Raw genomic sequence first — 15,165 nt, 5'->3', positions numbered from 1 at the left:
GACGCTTCCTGGGCCGCGCCGTCGAACTGGCGGAGGCCGCGCTCGTGCGGGCGCTGCACCAGCGCCGGGTGCGTTCCTGAGTTTTATTCCGCGGGCGGGGGTTTTCCGCCCTCAGCAGACGGGCTAGGACAGGCGCGGTCCGTCCGCTTAGGCTCCACGTCCATGAGCATCATCGGATTCCCTGACCCGGTCAATGAGAAGGCGGCGCGCGTCGTCGCCGCCGGTGTCTGTGCGTCGGCCGTGCTGGTGCTCGCCACCGGTTGGCAGTGGCTCGTCCCGTTCATGGCCGTGGGCTTCCTGCTCCGCGTGCTGTCCGGTCCGCGCTTCAGCCCCCTCGGGCTCCTCGCCACCAAGGTGGTCGCGCCGAGGCTGGGGGAGCCGGTGCTGGTGTCTGGGCCGCCGAAGCGCTTCGCGCAGGGCATCGGGCTGGCCGTCACCACCGTCGCCTCCCTGCTCGGCCCCGCGCTCGGATTGGCGCCGGCCGCGTCGGTGCTCATCGGGGTGCTGGTGCTGTTCGCCTTCCTGGAATCCGTCCTCGGCTTCTGCGCCGGCTGCTGGCTGTACGGCCAGCTGATCCGGGCCGGCGTGGTGCGCCAGGACAGCTGCACGAGTTGCGCCGACATCTGGGCGCCGCGTCAGGCCTGATCACACGGGCGCAGCCGGGGGAAGCCCCTCGGGCGCGGCCCCGAAAGTCGCCTGGTACCACCGCACATAGGCCTGCACCGCCGTCGGGAGCGTGGCGAAGATGCGGTCGTCGCCCACCCTGTCGATGAAGCCCGTGCGCTCCAGCTGATCCCGCGTCTCCTGCTTCACGCGCGCCATCGCGAACGAGATGCCCCGGGCCTCGAGGTTCTCGCGGAGGAGCTCGAGGGTGTCGACGGCGGTGAGATCCCATTCGGTGTTGGCCTCCGCGTTGAGCAGGAACCAGTGCACCGGCTGTTCCGCCGTCTCGACCGCGTTCTCCGCGCGGGCGAGGAAATTGTCGGCGTTGGCGAAGAACAGCGGCGAGTCGTAGCGGTAGACCACCAGGCCGGGCACCTGCCGGGCGTCGGGGTAGTCGTCCACGTCGTGCATCCCGGGCAGCTTGGGCACGTAGCCCAGCACGCCGTCGTGGGGACGCGAGATGCGGCGGATCAGGTCGAGGATCGACAACCCGATGGCGATGCCGATGCCGATCAGGATGCCGGTGACCAGCACGGCCGCGATGGTGACCAGCATCAGGATGAGCTCGCTGGTGCGGAAGCGGGCGATGCGGCGCATCTCCGGGAGGTCGACGAGGCGGGTGGCGGCGTACATGACCAGCGCGCCCAGCCCCGCCGTCGGGAAGGAGGCGAGCACCGAGCCGGCGAACAGGAGCACCGCCACCACGCTGGCGAGCGCGACGAGCGAGTGGAGTTGGGTGCGCGAGCCGGCGGCGTCGCCGAGGACCGTGCGCGAGTTGCTCGACGAGACGGGGAAGCCCTGGAGGAATCCGGTCAGCACGTTGGCGGTGCCGAGGGCGAGGAGTTCCTGGGAGGCGTCGACGCGCTCCCGGCGCTTCACCGCGAAGGCCCGGGCGGTGAGCACGTTGTCGGTGTAGCCCACCACGGCGATGCCCAGAGCGAAGGGGAAGAGCGCCCAGACGGAGAGGTCGCCGAGCGCGGGCACCCGGGGAGCGGGCAGGCCGCTGGGGACCGGGCCGATGGTCTCGAGGCCGAAGCGCTGCAGGTTGAAGAACGCGACGGCGGCCGCGCCGAGGAGCAACGCGATGAGGGGGCCGGGGGCGGTGGGGAAGAACCTGCGGGCGAGGAACAGCAGCACGAGCAGGACGAGGGCCAGGGCCGCCGTCGGGAGATGGGCCTGCGGCAGTTGGGTGAGGAAGGACCAGGCCTCGTCGACGGGCCGCTCGCCGGAGACGTCCAGCTTGGTGACCTTGCCGAGTTGGCTGAGGATCATCAACACGCCGATGCCGGCCATGTAGCCCACCAGAACCGGCCGGGAGAGGAGGTCGGCGAGGAAGCCCAGCCTCAGCAGCCAGCCCGCGAGGCAGACCAGACCGACCGCGATGGCGAGGATCGCGGCCACGTCCGCGTGTCGTTCAGGGCCCACCGCACCCACGAGGGCGGCGATCCCGGCGGCCGTCATCAACGCCGTCGACGCTTCCGGGCCGATGGACAGTTGGCGGGAGGTACCCAGGGCAGCGTAGACCGCCAGCGGGATGAGGATCGCCCAGAGCCCCGCGACGGTGGGGAGGCCCACGATGGCTGCATAGGCCATCACCTGGGGGACCAGGTAGGCGGCCACTGTGATGCCGGCGACGAGGTCGCCTCTCAGCCACGGACGCTCGTAGCGGCGCAGCACCGCGATACCGGGGAGGAACCTCTCCCAGCCACGCCGCGTGTCGCCCATGGCCGGAATCTACCGCTCAGGACGCCAGCCTTCGGGCGGATCCTCGCCGACGACACCGTCGACGGCTTCGCGGAGGAGATCGGCGTGCCCCGTGTGGCGGGAGTACTCCTCGACGAGGTCGTGCAGCATGCGGCGCAGTGTCATCTCCACGCCCCAGACCCGGCCGAGGTGGACGGTCTGGTCGAGGTCGCCGTCGAGGAGGAGGTCCGCGATCTTCTGGCGGGAACGGGCGACGGCGGCGTCATAGTTGGCGTAGAGCTCCTCGGGGGAGTCATCGGCGGCGGAGGTGAACGGCCAGTTGCGCTCATCCTCGCTGGACAAGTCCAGCGACGCCCACGGCTCACCCGGGTGGCTGCCGTCGATCGCCCAGGTGAACTTGGTGGCCTCCACCTGGGTGAGGTGCTTGATCAGGCCGCCCAGCGTGAGGATGGAGGCGCCGATCCTGGTGTTGAGGGCCGCGGAATCCAGGCCGTCGACCTTCCACCGGAACGTCCAGCGCATGCGGTCGAGCGAGCCGAGGAGCTGCTCGACATCGGTGCCCGCCAGCGGCGGTTCCCAGGGGGTGAGGTCTTCGTCGGCCATGACAGCAGCCTAAGCCGCACGCGGTGCCGGCGGTAGGCCCTGAGGGGTATCCCCGGGCAGGAAAGGCCTGCCCGGGGACGGGGATCAAGCGGACATGTTGCTTCCGGATTCCAGCAGGCTCTTGAGGTCCGAGAGCACCCACGGCCAGCCGCCTCCACCCTGCGCGGGGTCGTGCCCGCCGGCGAACTCGGCGCCGGTGCCGGGTGCCGCGCTCAGGTCGTGCGTGAGGACCACCTTGGTGAGGCCGCCCGGGTACTCGGTGAGTTCCCAGGTGAGGCGGGTGGGCTCCAGGTCCTGGTGCCAGGTGGGCTGCCAGGTGAGTTCGAGGCGGTTCGGCGCGTCGACGCTGATGACCTCACCCTCGACGGCGACCTCGCCCATGCCCATGGCCTTCATCTCGTCGGTGGAGAGGTTGCGGTAGCGGCCGCCGGTTGTGAGATCGACGTCGACGTCGCCGCCGTAGCCCCATTTGCGCGTGTACTCCGGAGTGGTGATGGCCTCCCAGACGGTGGCCTTCGGGGCCTTGATGTAGATGGTGTAGACCTGCAGGTCGCTCATGATTCGTCCTCTGGTTCGAGTCGGTGCTTGAGGTGGAGGAGGCCCGCGGCGATCTCCGCGCGGCCGGTGTACTTGCCGATCCACCGGTTGTGGATCTGCTGGATGGGCACGGGGTTGAGGAAGTGCAGCTTCTGGCGTCCCCGCCGGACGGGGGTGACGAGATTGGCGGCTTCGAGGACGCGGAGATGCTTGGCGACTCCGAAGCGCGTCATCTCGACGTGCTCGTTGACGACTTCTTCGAGCTCACCGAGCGGGCGGCCGTCCCGCTCGAAGAGGGCGTCAAGGAGGAGCCGGCGGATGGGATCCGCCAACGCCTTGAACACCAGGTCGTCGTCCATACCGGAACATTAGGTGACTAGTTGGTCACCTGTCAATGGTCCTCCAGGACGTGGCGGGGAGGCGCGGGTTGCGCCACTCGCGGTAGCGGGCGACCACCTCGTAGACCATGGTGCGGAGCTTCCACCGCCAGCGCTCGAGGGGCCGGAAGTCGTCGGCCGGGGCGAGCCTCGCGGCCATCGCCGGGTCCTGGCGCAGCAGGAACTGGCGGGCGCGCCAGGCGTGCATGGGGTCCGACACCAGACGGATCACGTCGTGGTGGCCCACCAGGGGTGCGGAGAACTGCAGGTTCTGCCACGTGCTCAGGGCTTCCTCCTCCAGCACGATGAGGCTGCCGGGGATGCCCTGGGACTGTGCGTAGGCCGCCATGGCCGAGGCTTCGCTGGTCCCCGTCTTCGCCGTCGTGCCGGTGAAGACCACCATCGTGACGCGGGGATTCATGGTGCGCACGGCGATGTCGACGCGCCACCGTTGCAGCGGGTGGAGGGAGCCGTCGGGGTGGGTGGGGCAACCGAGCACGATGAGGGCCTCGGTGGTCTTCGGGCCGGTGCGTGGCCGGCCGTAGTTGCGGGTGCTGGCCCAGCAGTGGGCCACCTCGGGTAGCGCCACCAGGGCTGTGCCCATGCCAACTGCCACCGACACCCATCGCTTCATGCGGCAAGCCTAGGCCGGTGCAGCCTGGCCCAGCGGACGGAGCGGCCGTGGGCCCGCGCCCAGCCGAGGGGGCTGCCGTCGAGGGCGGTCTCGGTGGCGAACCACTCGTAGAGCCGGTCGATCGGCTCCGATTCCAGGAATCGGCTGCCCCTCATGTCGCCCTGCTCAATCCAGCGTCGCCGGGCCGGGGTTCTGCCAGTGGCGGTGCAGCAGGGCGATCTGTTCCGGCAGGATGCGGGAGACCGAGAGCTCGGGCAGCGCGTCGACGGCGAACCAGCCGATCTCGCTGGTCTCGTCGCTGGTGTAGGCCAGGTCGACGGGGGCGAGGGCCTCACAGACGAACAGCATCTTGTAGCAGTGGTGGTCCAGCGGCGGCTGGTGCCCCCAGACCTCGCGGTCCAGGACGGCGGCCAGGTGCCCGGCCCGCACGGCGACGCCGGCCTCTTCGAAGACCTCGCGCTCGATGGAACCGCGCGGCGTCTCACCCACGTCGCACCACCCGCCGGGGAGCGTCCAGAGGTCGTCGTCGAGGATCTCGCGGACCAGCAGGACGCGGCCCTCGTCGTCGAACACCGCGCCGCGCACGTCGATCTTCGGCGTGGTGTAGCCGGCCGTCGAAGCCACTTCCCGGTCGAACGGCGGGAGTTCATCCCGCGACACCATCTGCAGGAGGTCGCGGCCGATCTCCGCCACCCGATGGAACCGCTCGATGTCGAACTCGTCCGTGCAGTAGGCCAGTGCGCTCTCCGAGATGGCGGTGAGCTCCATAGCGATGCGGTGCAGGTCCTGGGACGCCGTGTTCATGCCTCCGACCGTAGCGGGTTGTGTGTCCGCCTCGGCGCGGGGCTACAGGCAAAGGTCGATGGCCTGGCTGATCCTGTCGTGAGTCAGCGAATGATCAGAGATCGGGCTCCTCCTGGGCGATGCGGTCCTCGATGGTCTCCTCACCGGGCTCATCCAGGTGCAGGGCGTCGTCGACAGGACGCTCCAGGTTGTCGGGAGTCATGTCGGCCGCGTCCTCACCTTCGTCGATGAGATCCTGGGTGCTGAGATCCTCACGGATCACCTCGCGGTGCTCGCGCGCCGCGTCGTCGATCCGCTGCGCGAGCAGTTCGTTGTCCTGATCGGGGTCTACGAAGTTCTCTGGGGCCATGTCATCAGTGCTCATGCTCCACCCTGACAAGGGGCGTTGACTGGTCGCCTCCCCCTTGGGGGTAGAGGTCGACCGGCGGGCTGGGCCCGAGTGCCGAAATATCGAGGGAGGTTCCTGCCACATCGAGCGCATTTAGCGGGATGTGGCAGGAACCTCCCTCCAGTTTCAGGCAGCAACCAGCTCGTCGATCTGGTTGACCGCCTGAGTGGCGCCCTCCTCCATGCCCATGTCCAGCACGGTCTGCAGATCCTCGGCCGACTGGTAGACGGTGGTGGCCACCAGCCTCGACCCTCCGTCGGTGGACTCGAAGCGGAAGGTGTTCTCGCCCACGGGGAGGTTCTCTTGCGGGGTGAAGTCGTCGTTGGCGAAGCCGTCCAGGAAGCGGAAGCTCTGGCCGTCGTTGACTTCCTTGATGTCCCAGTAGCCGTGGAAACGCTCGCCCTCGGGGCTGGTCATGTAGTAGTTCATGCGGCCGCCGGGCGTGAGGCTGTGATCGACGAACGTGGCGGGGTATCCGGGCGGGCCCCAGACCCGCTCGAGCTGGCGAGGATCTGCGTAGATCTGCCAGAGTCGTTCGACGGGTGCGGCGAACTCGGCGGTGAGCGTCAGGCTGTGTTCGTCGAGATTACGGGAGATGTCGGTGACAGGCATGGTGTCCTCCTCGGGGACGGTCAGTGGGTGCCTGGGGATTCACGCAGGAGGTCGTCGATCCGCGCCACGCGTCCGCGCCAGATGTCCTCCAGCTCGTCGAGCATGGAGGCGACTGATCTCACTGCCTCGAAGTCGCCGCTTGCGAGGGCCTCGCGCCCTTGGCGGCGCTTGGTGATGAGGCCCGCGCGTTCAAGCACGGCGACATGTTTCTGGACGGCCGCGAAGCTCATGTCGTACTTCGCTGCCAGGACGGAGACGGAGTGCTCACCGGCGAGGACGCGGCGCAGGATGTCGCGCCGGGTCCTATCCGAGAGCGCGTGGAACAGCGCATCTGCGCGATCCTCGTCCGTCTCAGCCATGACACCAATCTACAACCATCTGGTTGTATGTCAAGGGGCGAAATGGACGAGGACTGATTTTCGGTGCCGCTGCATCCGAACCCTCAGCAGGTGACAGGCTGGGCCCATGGAGAGTCGCCACCTCAGCCGCGTCATCAAGGCTTCGCCGGAGAGCGTCTACGAGTTCGCCTCAGACCTGGACAAGCTGCCGCTCTGGGCGGCGGGCCTGGCCGAGGCGGAGGTCGAGCGGCACGCAGGCACCGTCGTCGTCGATTCACCCATGGGCCGCGTCGAGGTGCAGTTCGTGGCTAGGAACGAGTACGGCGTGCTGGACCACGACGTGACGCTGCCGTCAGGGGAGGTGGTCCACAACCCGCTGAGGGTGCTGGCCCACCCGGATGGGGCGGAGGTCGTCTTCACCGTGCGGCAACTGGATCTCAGCGACGAGGAGTTCGAGCGCGACTGCCAGATGGTGGCCGATGACCTCACCAGGCTGAAGGAGATCGTCGAGGGCCCGGCGGCTCGTCGGGGCTAGGGCTCACGGCTGATCGGCGACCCTCTCGAGGGCGAAGAAGAGGAACGAGACGAAGCGACGGGGAATCGGCCTGCCGTCCGGCTGACGCAGGAGTTCCTCCGGCGTGTCGTCGGAGACGGGCGGTTCGCTGATGGAGGTGATGCGGAAACCTGCCGTCGTGAAGTCCTCGACCATGGCGTGCAGCGGCCGGTGCCAGGTCATGAGCGTGGCCGGCGTCCCGGCCAGTTCCACCTCCATCGGCCATTCGACGATCGGGAAATACCTGCCCTCGTCGAGGGCGTACGCCAGGGGGTGGTTGACCGACAGCAGGAGCCGCCCTCCGGGCTCGAGGACCCGTCGGAATTCTTGGAGGGGCTCGGCCCAGTCGCGCAGATAGTGCAGCGCCAAGGAGCAGACGATGTCGTCGAACTCCTCGTCCTGGTACGGCAGGGGTTCGCCCAGATCCGCCTGCCGGAGGTCCGCATTCGGCCCGAGCCGACGGCACGCGAGTTCAAGCATGCCGGCGCTCGCGTCGAAACCCGCGACCTCGGCCCCGCGCTCGCGCAGCGCCGCGAAGAGCGGGCCGGCGCCGCAGCCCGCGTCGAGGATGCGGCGGCCGCGCACGTCGCCGGCGAGGCCCAACATCGCGGGGCGCTCGTAGTACGCGTTGAGCAGGCTGGCCTCGTTCTCTTCGGCGTAGGCGGCGGCGAAGTCGTCGTAGCCGCTCACTGTTCTCCCCTGAGGACGTGTTGGGCGCAGGTGGGGGCCCAGCGGGCGAGGAGGCGTCTGTCCCCTTCGCTGAGCGTCTGGATGGAAGGCATGGGACCACCCTGCCATTGCGTCGGGTCTCTACGCTGCGGGACCATCCGCTCCGCGTATCTGGATATCCGGATGTGTGAATATGATGTGTCCCGTGAAACGTCACGAGATTGCCTTCCCCCCGGCCGCCAACCAACTCGACGTCGCCGCGGGACTCTTCCGCGCGATGGCGGACCCGACGCGGCTGCTGCTGATGGTGGCGCTCCTCCGGGCTGAGTTGAGTGTCGGCGAACTGGTGGAGAGGTGCGGTCGACCCCAGAGCACGGTGAGCCGGCAGCTGGCGGTGCTCCGACAGGCCGGCCTGCTGACGGCGCGCCGGGACGGCGCCCACGTCCACTACCGCCTCACCAATATCCACGTCGCGGACATGCTGACCCAGGCGCTGGGGCACGCCGAGCACCTCGCCGGCAACCTTCCGCACGACCACGCGAGTGAGTGACGCATGAGCTCCAGCATGGTGACGGTGCTCCGCAATCCGCGGTTCGCGAGGTTCTACGGGGCGCAGTCGGTGAGTCAGCTGGGCGACGCCATCCTGTGGGTGGCCCTGGCCCTGGTCGCGGTGGAACTCGAGGGTCCGGCGCAGGCGCCGGTGGTGGTGGCCATCGCGTTGACGCTGCGCGTGGCGGCCTTCGTCGCGCTCGGCCCGGTGGCTGGAGTGGTCGCCGACCGGGTCGACCGACGACTCCTGCTGGCCGGCTGCCACGTGGGCCGGATGGTGGCGGTCGGCCTCATGTTCTGGGTCACGGCGCCGTGGCAGGTCTACGTCCTGATGGTGGTGGCCAACGGGTTCACCGCCTTCTTCACGCCGGCGAACCAGGCGACGGTGCCTCTCGTCGCCGGACCCCTGCATGCGCGTGCGGCCTTCGCCCTCTCGGCGGCGACCACAGAGGTGTTCGGCATCGTCGGTCCGGGCCTCGGCGGTCTGGCGGCGCTGGGCCTGGGTGGGCGCTCGCTGTTCCTGGTCATCGGTGGCCTCTTCGGGCTCGCGGCCTTCCTCGTCCTCACGTTGGGGCCGATCAGGGTCAAGCACCACGAGGTGTCAACAACCACGTGGACCGATGTCCGCGACGGCACCTCCCGGCTGTGGCGCGACGGCCATATCCGGTTCGCGCTGCTCGCGGAGCTGGTCGCGGCGATCTCCGGTGCCCTCGTTCTGACCGTCACGGTCGCCCGCGTCCAGGACGGTCTGGGCCTCACCGACGCGCACTTCGGATGGGTCATGGCGGCCTACGGGCTTGGAGCGACGCTTGCCTCGCTGGCCGTCGCGCACCTCGTCGGGGTTTCGCTGGTGCGCTGGATCGCCGTCGGCGCCGTGCTGACCTCCGTCGCGGTGCTGCCCGCCGACCTGACGCCCTACGCGGGGCTGGTCGCGCTCTGGGCGATGGCCGGCGTCGGCCAGAACTGGGTGAACCTGCCCACCGAGACCCTCATCGCCGAGCGCACGCCGGCGTCGGCCCAGGGACGGGTCTATGGCGCCCACTTCGCCTGGAGCCACCTGTGGTGGGGGCTCACCTACCCCCTCGCGGGAGCGCTGGCCGCCCTGTTCGTCGGCCGCACCTTCCTCGCCGGTGGTCTGATCGCGGTGGCCGTTGCCGCGGTTGTCCTGCTGGCTCACCGGCGGATCCTGCGACGAGACTCCTGACGCATCCCGACCCCGCGGTGGAGGTGGCTGGCGTCCTCGTGGCGCTGCTGGAAAAGTGACCGGTTAAGGTGTCGGCATGTCTCGCGTCGTGTCCATGTGTGGGCCCGCCGGGTCCGGTAAGTCCACCGTCGCGCGCGAGCTCGAGGCCGAGGGCATGGCGCGGCTCTCGTTCGACCAGGAAGCCTGGGACCGCGGGCTGCGAACGATGCCGCTGCCTGCGGACGACCACGCCGACATCGACGCCCATCTCCGACGGCGACTGCTGGAGCTCGTCGCCCAGGGGCGCGACGTCGTGTTGGACTTCTCGTTCTGGTCCAGGGCCATGCGCGACGACTGGCGGCGACTGCTGGCTCCCCACGGGGTCGTGCCGGAGGTCATCTACCTGGCCACGGACAGGCAGACTTGCCTCGACCGCATCCGGGCGAGGGCGCTGGCCCACGGCGACGATTTCGCGTTGGCACCTGACGTCGCGGCGCAGTATTTCGATCACTTCCAACCGCCGACCGCAGACGAAGGTCCGTTGACCATCCGACGCTGAGCGGGTGCGGCTAGGGCTGTGCCGGGGCGGTTTCCTCGTGGGTGGTGACCCAGAAACGGCCCGCGACGACCAGGCCCAGCACCAACAGCGCCGAGGTCAGCAGGAACGGCCAGTCGCGGTCCATGCTCGACAGCCAACCGCTGATCCAACCGAACGGCGCGGTGACCAGCATCACGGCGGTGCGCTGGATCGCCATCACGCGGGAGCGTTCGTGCCGGTCGACGTGCAGCGCGACCAGCGACTCCGCCAGCATGAACAGGATCCCGGCGCCGAACGCGTCGAGCAGCAGGCACACGGCCAGCAGCGCATACGTGGACGCGACGGCCGCCCCGTCCGGGGAAGGGATGCCCACGAGCAGGAACTGGCCCGCGAGGTACACCACGAAGCCGATGAGGGTGGGCGACCTGAGGTGCTTGGCGTGCGTGAGCCGCGGGATGATCGTGAAGAAGAACAGCACCGACAGCAGCGAGCGGACCATCGGGAAGAAGGGCAGCAGCGCGTCGGGGACGCCCAGTTCCTTGTTGATGACCACCTGCCAGAACGTGCCGTTGACCAGCGTGACCGCACCCACGATGGCCGCCACGCACAGCGAGAAGATGGTGCCCTTGGAGCGCAGGATCAGGCCGAGCACGCCGCGGTATTCGGAGAGCAGCCTCCACATGCTGACGCCCCGGGTCTGCTGCATGCGGACGCGGCCCGTCGCGGTCTCCGTCGTGTAGCGGTAGAGGAGCCACACCTTGAGGGCCATGATCACAAACGCGTTGAGGTAGAGGATCCGCACGGCGTATTCCATGCCCAGGTTCGCCACGAGGAGGGCGGCGATGGGCGCGAAGAGCGCGGAGAACTCGGCGGCGACCTTGACGAGCGAGTAGACCTTGGGGATCTCGGCGCGATCCACGTCCTCGACGAGCAGGCAGTCCCACGAGTTCTGGGTGACCTGCCAGGCGCCGTTGATGATGGATGCGATCAGGAACCACCAGAAGTTCTGCGCGAGCGCCCACACCAGGCAGGGGATCACCCAGGCGATGATGTCGAAGACGGCGGTGGTCATGCGACGGCCCAGCTTGTCGGTGATGACGCCGCTGAGGAGGCCGAACACCACCTGGGAGAGCATGGAGATCGTGGCGAGCAGGCCGATCTGCGCGTCGTGCACGCCCAGCGCCAGCATGTACACCGACGCGTAGGGCAGCACCAGCATCATCGACAGGCCCCACATGGGCTCGGTGTAGACGGAGGCGCGGCCGTTGCCGCGGAGCCCGAGGAGGGTCGCGATCATGGGGTTGCGGGGGCGGCGATGCACCGCCCAAGTCAACTCCAGCGTCGGGGGAATGTCCAACCTTGGGCCCGGCGTCGTGCCGCCGCTCGCTCGGGCCCGGCGGCGCCCCGTGCGATCAGTCGGCGCGGAGCGCGTAGAGCACTTCGAAGCGCTCGAGCACCACCGGCATGTCCGGCGCGAACGGGTGGCTGCCGTCGTCTGCCGCCCGGGCGAGGTCCTCGTGGGTCTGGCGCCAGCCGGCCAACGGCGCCTCGTCGGGCAGCAGCCCCTCGTCGACCTGGTCGAACGGCAGCACCTGTACGTCGGTCGTCATGATGAGCGCGCGGGGCTGCTCGCTGCCGTCCAGGATGATGCTGAGGTCGCCCTTCTCCGGGAGTTGCGCTCCCTCGGCCTCGTACTGCCACAGGAGGCTGGTGTTCGTCGTCTTCGCGCCGACGGCGACCTCGTGGGCCATCCGGTCTGCGGTCTCGGCGTCCTCGCCGAAGGCCCAGGCCGCGGGCGGCACCGTGCCGGAGACCCGTGGGCCGATCCATTCCTGAATGGGGTTGAGTTGGGCCCCCTGGCGCGCCCGTTCCCAGAACTCGTTGACGTCCATGAGGCCAGGGTACGTGCCTGTTGCGCCTGGGGGCAGCCGTCGGCGGAGGCGTGGGCGGTCTACGGCTACACGAGGCAGAACTCATTGCCCTCGGGGTCGTTGATCCCGCAGGCGAAGTGCTCCGCCTCGGTGGAGGGGATGGGGGTGCGGATCGTGCCGCCCAGGGCGGTCAGCCGCGCGACCACGTCCTCCAACTGCTCTCGACGTTCGGCCCAGGGAAGCGAGCCGTCCGTCACGAACAGGTCGAGGTGGAGGCGGTTCTTGACCGACTTCGACTCGGGCACCACCTGGAACCAGACGGCAGGCCCCCGTTCGGTGGGGTCGACGAGGCGGTCACAGCAGTCGCCATCCCCGAGGGACTCCTCGGGTTCGCCGATGGCGAGGTAGTAGTCCCGCCAGCTGTCGTGGCCCTCAGGAGGTGTTGCCGGCACGTAGTCCAGCGCGGCCGCCCAGAAGGGGAGCAGAAGGGTGGGGGAGTGACAGTCGACTACCAGCTGCGTCTTGGTGGACATGCGGTCATGTTCGCATGTCCGGGGCGTGTGTGGCGTCCCAGCGGCTCAGCACGCCTTCCCCGCCGTCGAAACTCACGCCTGAGATCGAGAACTCGCGCGTCACGTCGCGGAAACCGAGCCGACGGTGGAGGTCGAGCGAGACGGTGTTCCTCGCCGTGGCGAAGTACCAGACCGTCTCGGTTCCCCTCACCCTGAGCGCCTCGAGGCGAGCTTCGGTCAGTCGAAGGCCGACGCCGCCGCGTCGAACGGTTGGGTCGACCACGACGCCCGTCAGGTACCAGCCGTCCGGCGCCCCCCGGCCGCCAGCGCGCACGGGTTCCAGGTGTGAGGCCTTGCCGTATCCGACGAAACTCCCGCCCGCTGCGCCACGAGAACCAGCTGGCCCGATGCGTCCAGGCTGCGTTGGAAGCTCTCCCGCCAGCGGGCCATGTCCGTTCGTTCTCTGGCGGCCGCGAGTTGTGCGCATTGCTCGATGTCGTCTGCCGTCATGGGCCCAATCTCCACGTCGATGTCCAGCAGGTCCGCAGGGCGGCGCTGATACTCGGCGAATTCAGGCACCCGGTCAGGATAACGAGGGAGGTCGCCCGCCAATCGACGGCGATGGTCGCGTCGGAGGTGTACCAGGCCCCCGCCGCGATGTGGTGGCTCCCCGCCCTGCTGATGTTGGGCGGGTTGGCGGCGGTGGGTATATCGCAGCGCCGCGGCACCAGCACTGACAACGACGGTGCCGCCCCGCAGGTGTGCAGCGCCACCCCCCTGACTGCACGAGCCGCCGTCGAAGCACATCTGACTGAACGGGTTCGCGCCGCTGGATGGTGGCGGATCTGACACCGTCTGCGGTGTCACTCTTGACACAACGACGATGGCTCGAGCGTTGTGCCAGAAACGGCCCGTCTCACATCGACCGCTGACCGCTGGCTCTGCGACGGTGGTCGTGCACCAGGCCTGGGCCTCGGAGTCGACCTCCTTGAGCGGATGGATGATGTCGGCGTCATGGAGGGTCACGTAGGGCTTCCCCAGGGCGGCGCAATAGCCGGCGTCGAGCCCGGCGGCCCCAAGATCGCCACGCGTGCCTTAATCGCGGCTCGTGATCCACTTCGGGTCGGGACCGATGGCCGCCAACTCGTCAGCGAAGAAGGGCGGGTACATGACCGCCTTCACCCCGTACTGGCTGATCGGGATCCACTCATGCCACTCGATGTCGCCGAGCCTGGTCAGGCTCGGTTCAGTGCTGAGCTTCATGCTCGCGTCGTACTTCATGAGGAAGTAGAACGCCAACTCATGACATTGACGCCCGTCGAGGGCGGCGGTCTCGGTGTCGCGGAAGAAGTTCTCGTGGATGAACGCCAAACGGTCCACTTCCATGCGGACCCCGGTCTCTTCGAGGACTTCCCGCTGCACCGCTTCCACGGCGCTCTCCCCGTGGTGGACCCCGCCGCCGATGGAGTAGTAGTAGGAGTTGCTCTGGTTGCGTGCCATCAGCACATGACCGTCGTGCAGGATGACGGCTGCCGCGCGGTAGCGGAACCAGAGCCCGTCGTCGTCGTAACCGCAGTCACGGATGTCCTCGCTCACGATCGGAACCTACCATCCGCCTCGACGACGGGGCCCCGTGCGTGCGCTCGACGATGGCCGGGGAAGCCCATGAGTGCTGGATCATCATCGACGACCCTCTTGGCGGTACTTTGACAGTGCTCACAGCATCTCGACGACCAGTTGAGCCATCCCGAGAGGAACCCTCGTGACCAAGAAGCCTTCCGTCATCTTCGTCTGCGTCCACAACGCAGGCCGCTCCCAGATGGGCGCGGCGTACGCCCAGCACCTCTCCCGCGGCGCCGTCGAGGTCCGCTCCGCCGGATCCGCCCCCGCAGACTCCATCAACCCGGCCGTGCGCGATGCCATGCTGGAGGAGGGGATCGACATCTCGCAGGAGAAGCCCAAGATCCTCACCGACGAGGCCGTGGAGGCTTCGGACGTCGTGATCACCATGGGCTGTGGCGACGCGTGCCCGTTCTATCCGGGCAAGACGTACCTGGACTGGACGCTCGATGACCCGGCCGGCCAGGGCGTCGACTCCGTGCGCCCCATCCGCGACGACATCCGCCGCCGCATCACTGAGTTGCTCACCGAGTTGGGCGTCGAAGTGCATCCCACACCGGCCGAAGTCGCCTGACTTCTGGGCCGCACACCTGCGATGCGGACGACCGGATGAGGAGTGGACCCTCGGGCCGTGCTTCACCCTGGACTTCTGCGCTCGGCAATTTGTAGATCGGGACGCTCCGGGGGTGATTGGTCAAAAGTAGGGAGTGGCTCTTGCGGCGCTGTGTTGGCGGCGCCAGGTTCCCACATGCTTGGGTCCCGGATGGAGTTCAGGGATGGCCGTGATGTTTCGCGCTCATGCCGAGTCGAGACGTCCGCACATGCCGATGAGCGAGCTAGCAATCTGTCTGATTCATGCCGTGCTAATTGACTGATTCAGATCCTGCTTCTTGTATGGTTCGGGCATGGAGTATGCGCGCCGGATTCTGGATGACGAGTTGGATGAGCTGTTCGGGCAGGTTCCGGCGATCGCGGTTGACGGGCCCAAAGGGGTGGGGAAGACCACGACC

Annotated in this window: 24 protein-coding genes and 1 pseudogene; 7 read left to right on the top strand and 18 right to left on the bottom strand. The window is 68.5% G+C overall.

Going from position 1 to position 15,165, the window contains the following annotated elements:
- Positions 1-162: 162 nt before the first annotated feature.
- Entirely contained in the window at positions 163-645 is a 483-nt protein-coding gene (locus C3E87_RS12375) for a DUF4395 domain-containing protein (RefSeq protein ID WP_076063356.1), read from the top strand.
- On the opposite strand, the gene C3E87_RS12370 is transcribed toward C3E87_RS12375, so the two are convergent.
- From C3E87_RS12370 to C3E87_RS12325, 10 genes are all read right to left on the bottom strand, one after another.
- The gene (locus tag C3E87_RS12370; protein WP_076063354.1) at positions 646-2,388 is read right to left on the bottom strand and encodes a SulP family inorganic anion transporter; all 1,743 of its coding nucleotides are present in this window, start codon (positions 2,386-2,388) and stop codon (positions 646-648) included. It abuts the gene before it with no gap.
- A gap of 9 nt (positions 2,389-2,397) precedes the next feature.
- Positions 2,398-2,970, bottom strand: a complete 573-nt coding sequence (locus C3E87_RS12365; RefSeq protein ID WP_076063352.1) for a DUF664 domain-containing protein — start codon at positions 2,968-2,970, stop codon at positions 2,398-2,400.
- An 84-nt stretch (positions 2,971-3,054) separates the two neighbouring features.
- Positions 3,055-3,528, bottom strand: coding sequence for an SRPBCC domain-containing protein (locus C3E87_RS12360; protein WP_076063350.1), 474 nt, complete (start codon positions 3,526-3,528; stop codon positions 3,055-3,057).
- Positions 3,525-3,866 carry a helix-turn-helix transcriptional regulator gene (locus C3E87_RS12355; RefSeq protein WP_076063348.1) on the bottom strand — a complete coding sequence of 114 codons (342 nt, stop codon included), beginning with the start codon at positions 3,864-3,866 and terminating at the stop codon, positions 3,525-3,527. The genes C3E87_RS12360 and C3E87_RS12355 overlap by 4 nt, the downstream gene beginning before the upstream one ends.
- A 25-nt stretch (positions 3,867-3,891) precedes the next feature.
- Complete coding sequence (locus tag C3E87_RS12350; protein WP_076063346.1) at positions 3,892-4,518, bottom strand: YdcF family protein; 627 nt, start codon at positions 4,516-4,518, stop codon at positions 3,892-3,894.
- The gene (locus C3E87_RS12345) at positions 4,515-4,673 is read right to left on the bottom strand and encodes a hypothetical protein (protein ID WP_158069085.1); all 159 of its coding nucleotides are present in this window, start codon (positions 4,671-4,673) and stop codon (positions 4,515-4,517) included. The genes C3E87_RS12350 and C3E87_RS12345 overlap by 4 nt, the downstream gene beginning before the upstream one ends.
- Before the next feature lie 10 nt (positions 4,674-4,683).
- Positions 4,684-5,322: an NUDIX hydrolase N-terminal domain-containing protein gene (locus C3E87_RS12340; protein WP_076063344.1), complete on the bottom strand. Its 639-nt coding sequence runs from the start codon at positions 5,320-5,322 to the stop codon at positions 4,684-4,686.
- A gap of 94 nt (positions 5,323-5,416) precedes the next feature.
- Complete coding sequence (locus tag C3E87_RS12335) at positions 5,417-5,686, bottom strand: hypothetical protein (RefSeq protein WP_076063342.1); 270 nt, start codon at positions 5,684-5,686, stop codon at positions 5,417-5,419.
- Positions 5,687-5,836: 150 nt separating this feature from the next.
- The gene (locus tag C3E87_RS12330; protein WP_076063340.1) at positions 5,837-6,322 is read right to left on the bottom strand and encodes an SRPBCC domain-containing protein; all 486 of its coding nucleotides are present in this window, start codon (positions 6,320-6,322) and stop codon (positions 5,837-5,839) included.
- A gap of 20 nt (positions 6,323-6,342) precedes the next feature.
- The gene (locus C3E87_RS12325) at positions 6,343-6,681 is read right to left on the bottom strand and encodes a helix-turn-helix transcriptional regulator (protein ID WP_076063338.1); all 339 of its coding nucleotides are present in this window, start codon (positions 6,679-6,681) and stop codon (positions 6,343-6,345) included.
- Positions 6,682-6,787: 106 nt separating this feature from the next.
- Here C3E87_RS12325 and C3E87_RS12320 point away from each other — a divergent pair, with 106 nt between their 5' ends.
- Positions 6,788-7,195, top strand: a complete 408-nt coding sequence (locus C3E87_RS12320) for an SRPBCC family protein (RefSeq protein WP_076063335.1) — start codon at positions 6,788-6,790, stop codon at positions 7,193-7,195.
- Positions 7,196-7,198: 3 nt separating this feature from the next.
- Here C3E87_RS12320 and C3E87_RS12315 read toward each other — a convergent pair whose 3' ends face one another.
- Positions 7,199-7,903, bottom strand: a complete 705-nt coding sequence (locus tag C3E87_RS12315) for a class I SAM-dependent methyltransferase (protein WP_233120804.1) — start codon at positions 7,901-7,903, stop codon at positions 7,199-7,201.
- A 184-nt stretch (positions 7,904-8,087) separates the two neighbouring features.
- Between C3E87_RS12315 and C3E87_RS12310 the strand changes: the two genes are divergently transcribed.
- The 3 genes from C3E87_RS12310 to C3E87_RS12300 all read left to right on the top strand — a co-directional run bounded on the left by C3E87_RS12310 (position 8,088) and on the right by C3E87_RS12300 (position 10,173).
- Positions 8,088-8,432 carry a metalloregulator ArsR/SmtB family transcription factor gene (locus C3E87_RS12310; protein ID WP_083665644.1) on the top strand — a complete coding sequence of 115 codons (345 nt, stop codon included), beginning with the start codon at positions 8,088-8,090 and terminating at the stop codon, positions 8,430-8,432.
- Positions 8,433-8,435: 3 nt separating this feature from the next.
- Positions 8,436-9,635 (top strand): MFS transporter, encoded by a 1,200-nt coding sequence (locus C3E87_RS12305; protein ID WP_076063333.1) that lies wholly within the window; start codon positions 8,436-8,438, stop codon positions 9,633-9,635.
- Positions 9,636-9,711: 76 nt separating this feature from the next.
- On the top strand, positions 9,712-10,173 hold the full coding sequence (locus C3E87_RS12300; RefSeq protein ID WP_076063330.1) for an ATP-binding protein: 462 nt from the start codon (positions 9,712-9,714) through the stop codon (positions 10,171-10,173).
- 10 nt (positions 10,174-10,183) lie between these two features.
- Here C3E87_RS12300 and C3E87_RS12295 read toward each other — a convergent pair whose 3' ends face one another.
- From C3E87_RS12295 to C3E87_RS14970, 5 genes are all read right to left on the bottom strand, one after another.
- Positions 10,184-11,473 carry an MFS transporter gene (locus C3E87_RS12295; protein WP_233120803.1) on the bottom strand — a complete coding sequence of 430 codons (1,290 nt, stop codon included), beginning with the start codon at positions 11,471-11,473 and terminating at the stop codon, positions 10,184-10,186.
- A gap of 91 nt (positions 11,474-11,564) precedes the next feature.
- Positions 11,565-12,044, bottom strand: a complete 480-nt coding sequence (locus tag C3E87_RS12290) for an ASCH domain-containing protein (protein ID WP_076063326.1) — start codon at positions 12,042-12,044, stop codon at positions 11,565-11,567.
- 65 nt (positions 12,045-12,109) lie between these two features.
- Complete coding sequence (locus tag C3E87_RS12285) at positions 12,110-12,556, bottom strand: VOC family protein (RefSeq protein ID WP_076063324.1); 447 nt, start codon at positions 12,554-12,556, stop codon at positions 12,110-12,112.
- A gap of 4 nt (positions 12,557-12,560) precedes the next feature.
- Positions 12,561-12,869: an N-acetyltransferase gene (locus C3E87_RS12280; RefSeq protein WP_233120802.1), complete on the bottom strand. Its 309-nt coding sequence runs from the start codon at positions 12,867-12,869 to the stop codon at positions 12,561-12,563.
- Positions 12,827-13,114 carry a hypothetical protein gene (locus tag C3E87_RS14970; protein WP_233120801.1) on the bottom strand — a complete coding sequence of 96 codons (288 nt, stop codon included), beginning with the start codon at positions 13,112-13,114 and terminating at the stop codon, positions 12,827-12,829. The genes C3E87_RS12280 and C3E87_RS14970 overlap by 43 nt, the downstream gene beginning before the upstream one ends.
- 42 nt (positions 13,115-13,156) lie before the next feature.
- Here C3E87_RS14970 and C3E87_RS12270 point away from each other — a divergent pair, with 42 nt between their 5' ends.
- Entirely contained in the window at positions 13,157-13,384 is a 228-nt protein-coding gene (locus tag C3E87_RS12270; RefSeq protein ID WP_143571035.1) for a hypothetical protein, read from the top strand.
- 111 nt (positions 13,385-13,495) lie between these two features.
- Here C3E87_RS12270 and C3E87_RS14965 read toward each other — a convergent pair.
- Positions 13,496-13,594 (bottom strand): annotated as a pseudogene (locus C3E87_RS14965) (YtoQ family protein); the annotation flags it as partial.
- 36 nt (positions 13,595-13,630) lie between these two features.
- A complete protein-coding gene (locus C3E87_RS12265) occupies positions 13,631-14,131 on the bottom strand; it encodes an NUDIX hydrolase (RefSeq protein ID WP_076063322.1) in 501 nt (166 codons plus the stop codon).
- Between the two features lie 166 nt (positions 14,132-14,297).
- On the opposite strand from C3E87_RS12265, the gene C3E87_RS12260 reads away from it, so the two are divergent.
- Positions 14,298-14,729 carry an arsenate reductase ArsC gene (locus C3E87_RS12260; protein ID WP_076063320.1) on the top strand — a complete coding sequence of 144 codons (432 nt, stop codon included), beginning with the start codon at positions 14,298-14,300 and terminating at the stop codon, positions 14,727-14,729.
- The last annotated feature ends 436 nt before the right edge of the window (positions 14,730-15,165 follow it).

Source organism: Tessaracoccus sp. ZS01, assembly GCF_022342445.1.
GTDB lineage: Bacteria > Actinomycetota > Actinomycetes > Propionibacteriales > Propionibacteriaceae > Arachnia.
This window is presented reverse-complemented; position numbering and strand designations above follow the sequence as displayed.

Coding starts and splice junctions, on each gene's coding strand:
- C3E87_RS12365 (WP_076063352.1), bottom strand. CDS start 2,970: ATGGCCGACGAAGACCTCACCCCCTGGGAACCGCCGCTGGCGGGCACC.
- C3E87_RS12270 (WP_143571035.1), top strand. CDS start 13,157: ATGGTCGCGTCGGAGGTGTACCAGGCCCCCGCCGCGATGTGGTGGCTC.
- C3E87_RS12345 (WP_158069085.1), bottom strand. CDS start 4,673: ATGAGGGGCAGCCGATTCCTGGAATCGGAGCCGATCGACCGGCTCTAC.
- C3E87_RS12300 (WP_076063330.1), top strand. CDS start 9,712: ATGTCTCGCGTCGTGTCCATGTGTGGGCCCGCCGGGTCCGGTAAGTCC.
- C3E87_RS12340 (WP_076063344.1), bottom strand. CDS start 5,322: ATGAACACGGCGTCCCAGGACCTGCACCGCATCGCTATGGAGCTCACC.
- C3E87_RS12285 (WP_076063324.1), bottom strand. CDS start 12,556: ATGTCCACCAAGACGCAGCTGGTAGTCGACTGTCACTCCCCCACCCTT.
- C3E87_RS12360 (WP_076063350.1), bottom strand. CDS start 3,528: ATGAGCGACCTGCAGGTCTACACCATCTACATCAAGGCCCCGAAGGCC.
- C3E87_RS12335 (WP_076063342.1), bottom strand. CDS start 5,686: ATGAGCACTGATGACATGGCCCCAGAGAACTTCGTAGACCCCGATCAG.
- C3E87_RS12355 (WP_076063348.1), bottom strand. CDS start 3,866: ATGGACGACGACCTGGTGTTCAAGGCGTTGGCGGATCCCATCCGCCGG.
- C3E87_RS12370 (WP_076063354.1), bottom strand. CDS start 2,388: ATGGGCGACACGCGGCGTGGCTGGGAGAGGTTCCTCCCCGGTATCGCG.
- C3E87_RS12350 (WP_076063346.1), bottom strand. CDS start 4,518: ATGAAGCGATGGGTGTCGGTGGCAGTTGGCATGGGCACAGCCCTGGTG.
- C3E87_RS12330 (WP_076063340.1), bottom strand. CDS start 6,322: ATGCCTGTCACCGACATCTCCCGTAATCTCGACGAACACAGCCTGACG.
- C3E87_RS12320 (WP_076063335.1), top strand. CDS start 6,788: ATGGAGAGTCGCCACCTCAGCCGCGTCATCAAGGCTTCGCCGGAGAGC.
- C3E87_RS12290 (WP_076063326.1), bottom strand. CDS start 12,044: ATGGACGTCAACGAGTTCTGGGAACGGGCGCGCCAGGGGGCCCAACTC.
- C3E87_RS12375 (WP_076063356.1), top strand. CDS start 163: ATGAGCATCATCGGATTCCCTGACCCGGTCAATGAGAAGGCGGCGCGC.
- C3E87_RS12325 (WP_076063338.1), bottom strand. CDS start 6,681: ATGGCTGAGACGGACGAGGATCGCGCAGATGCGCTGTTCCACGCGCTC.
- C3E87_RS12305 (WP_076063333.1), top strand. CDS start 8,436: ATGAGCTCCAGCATGGTGACGGTGCTCCGCAATCCGCGGTTCGCGAGG.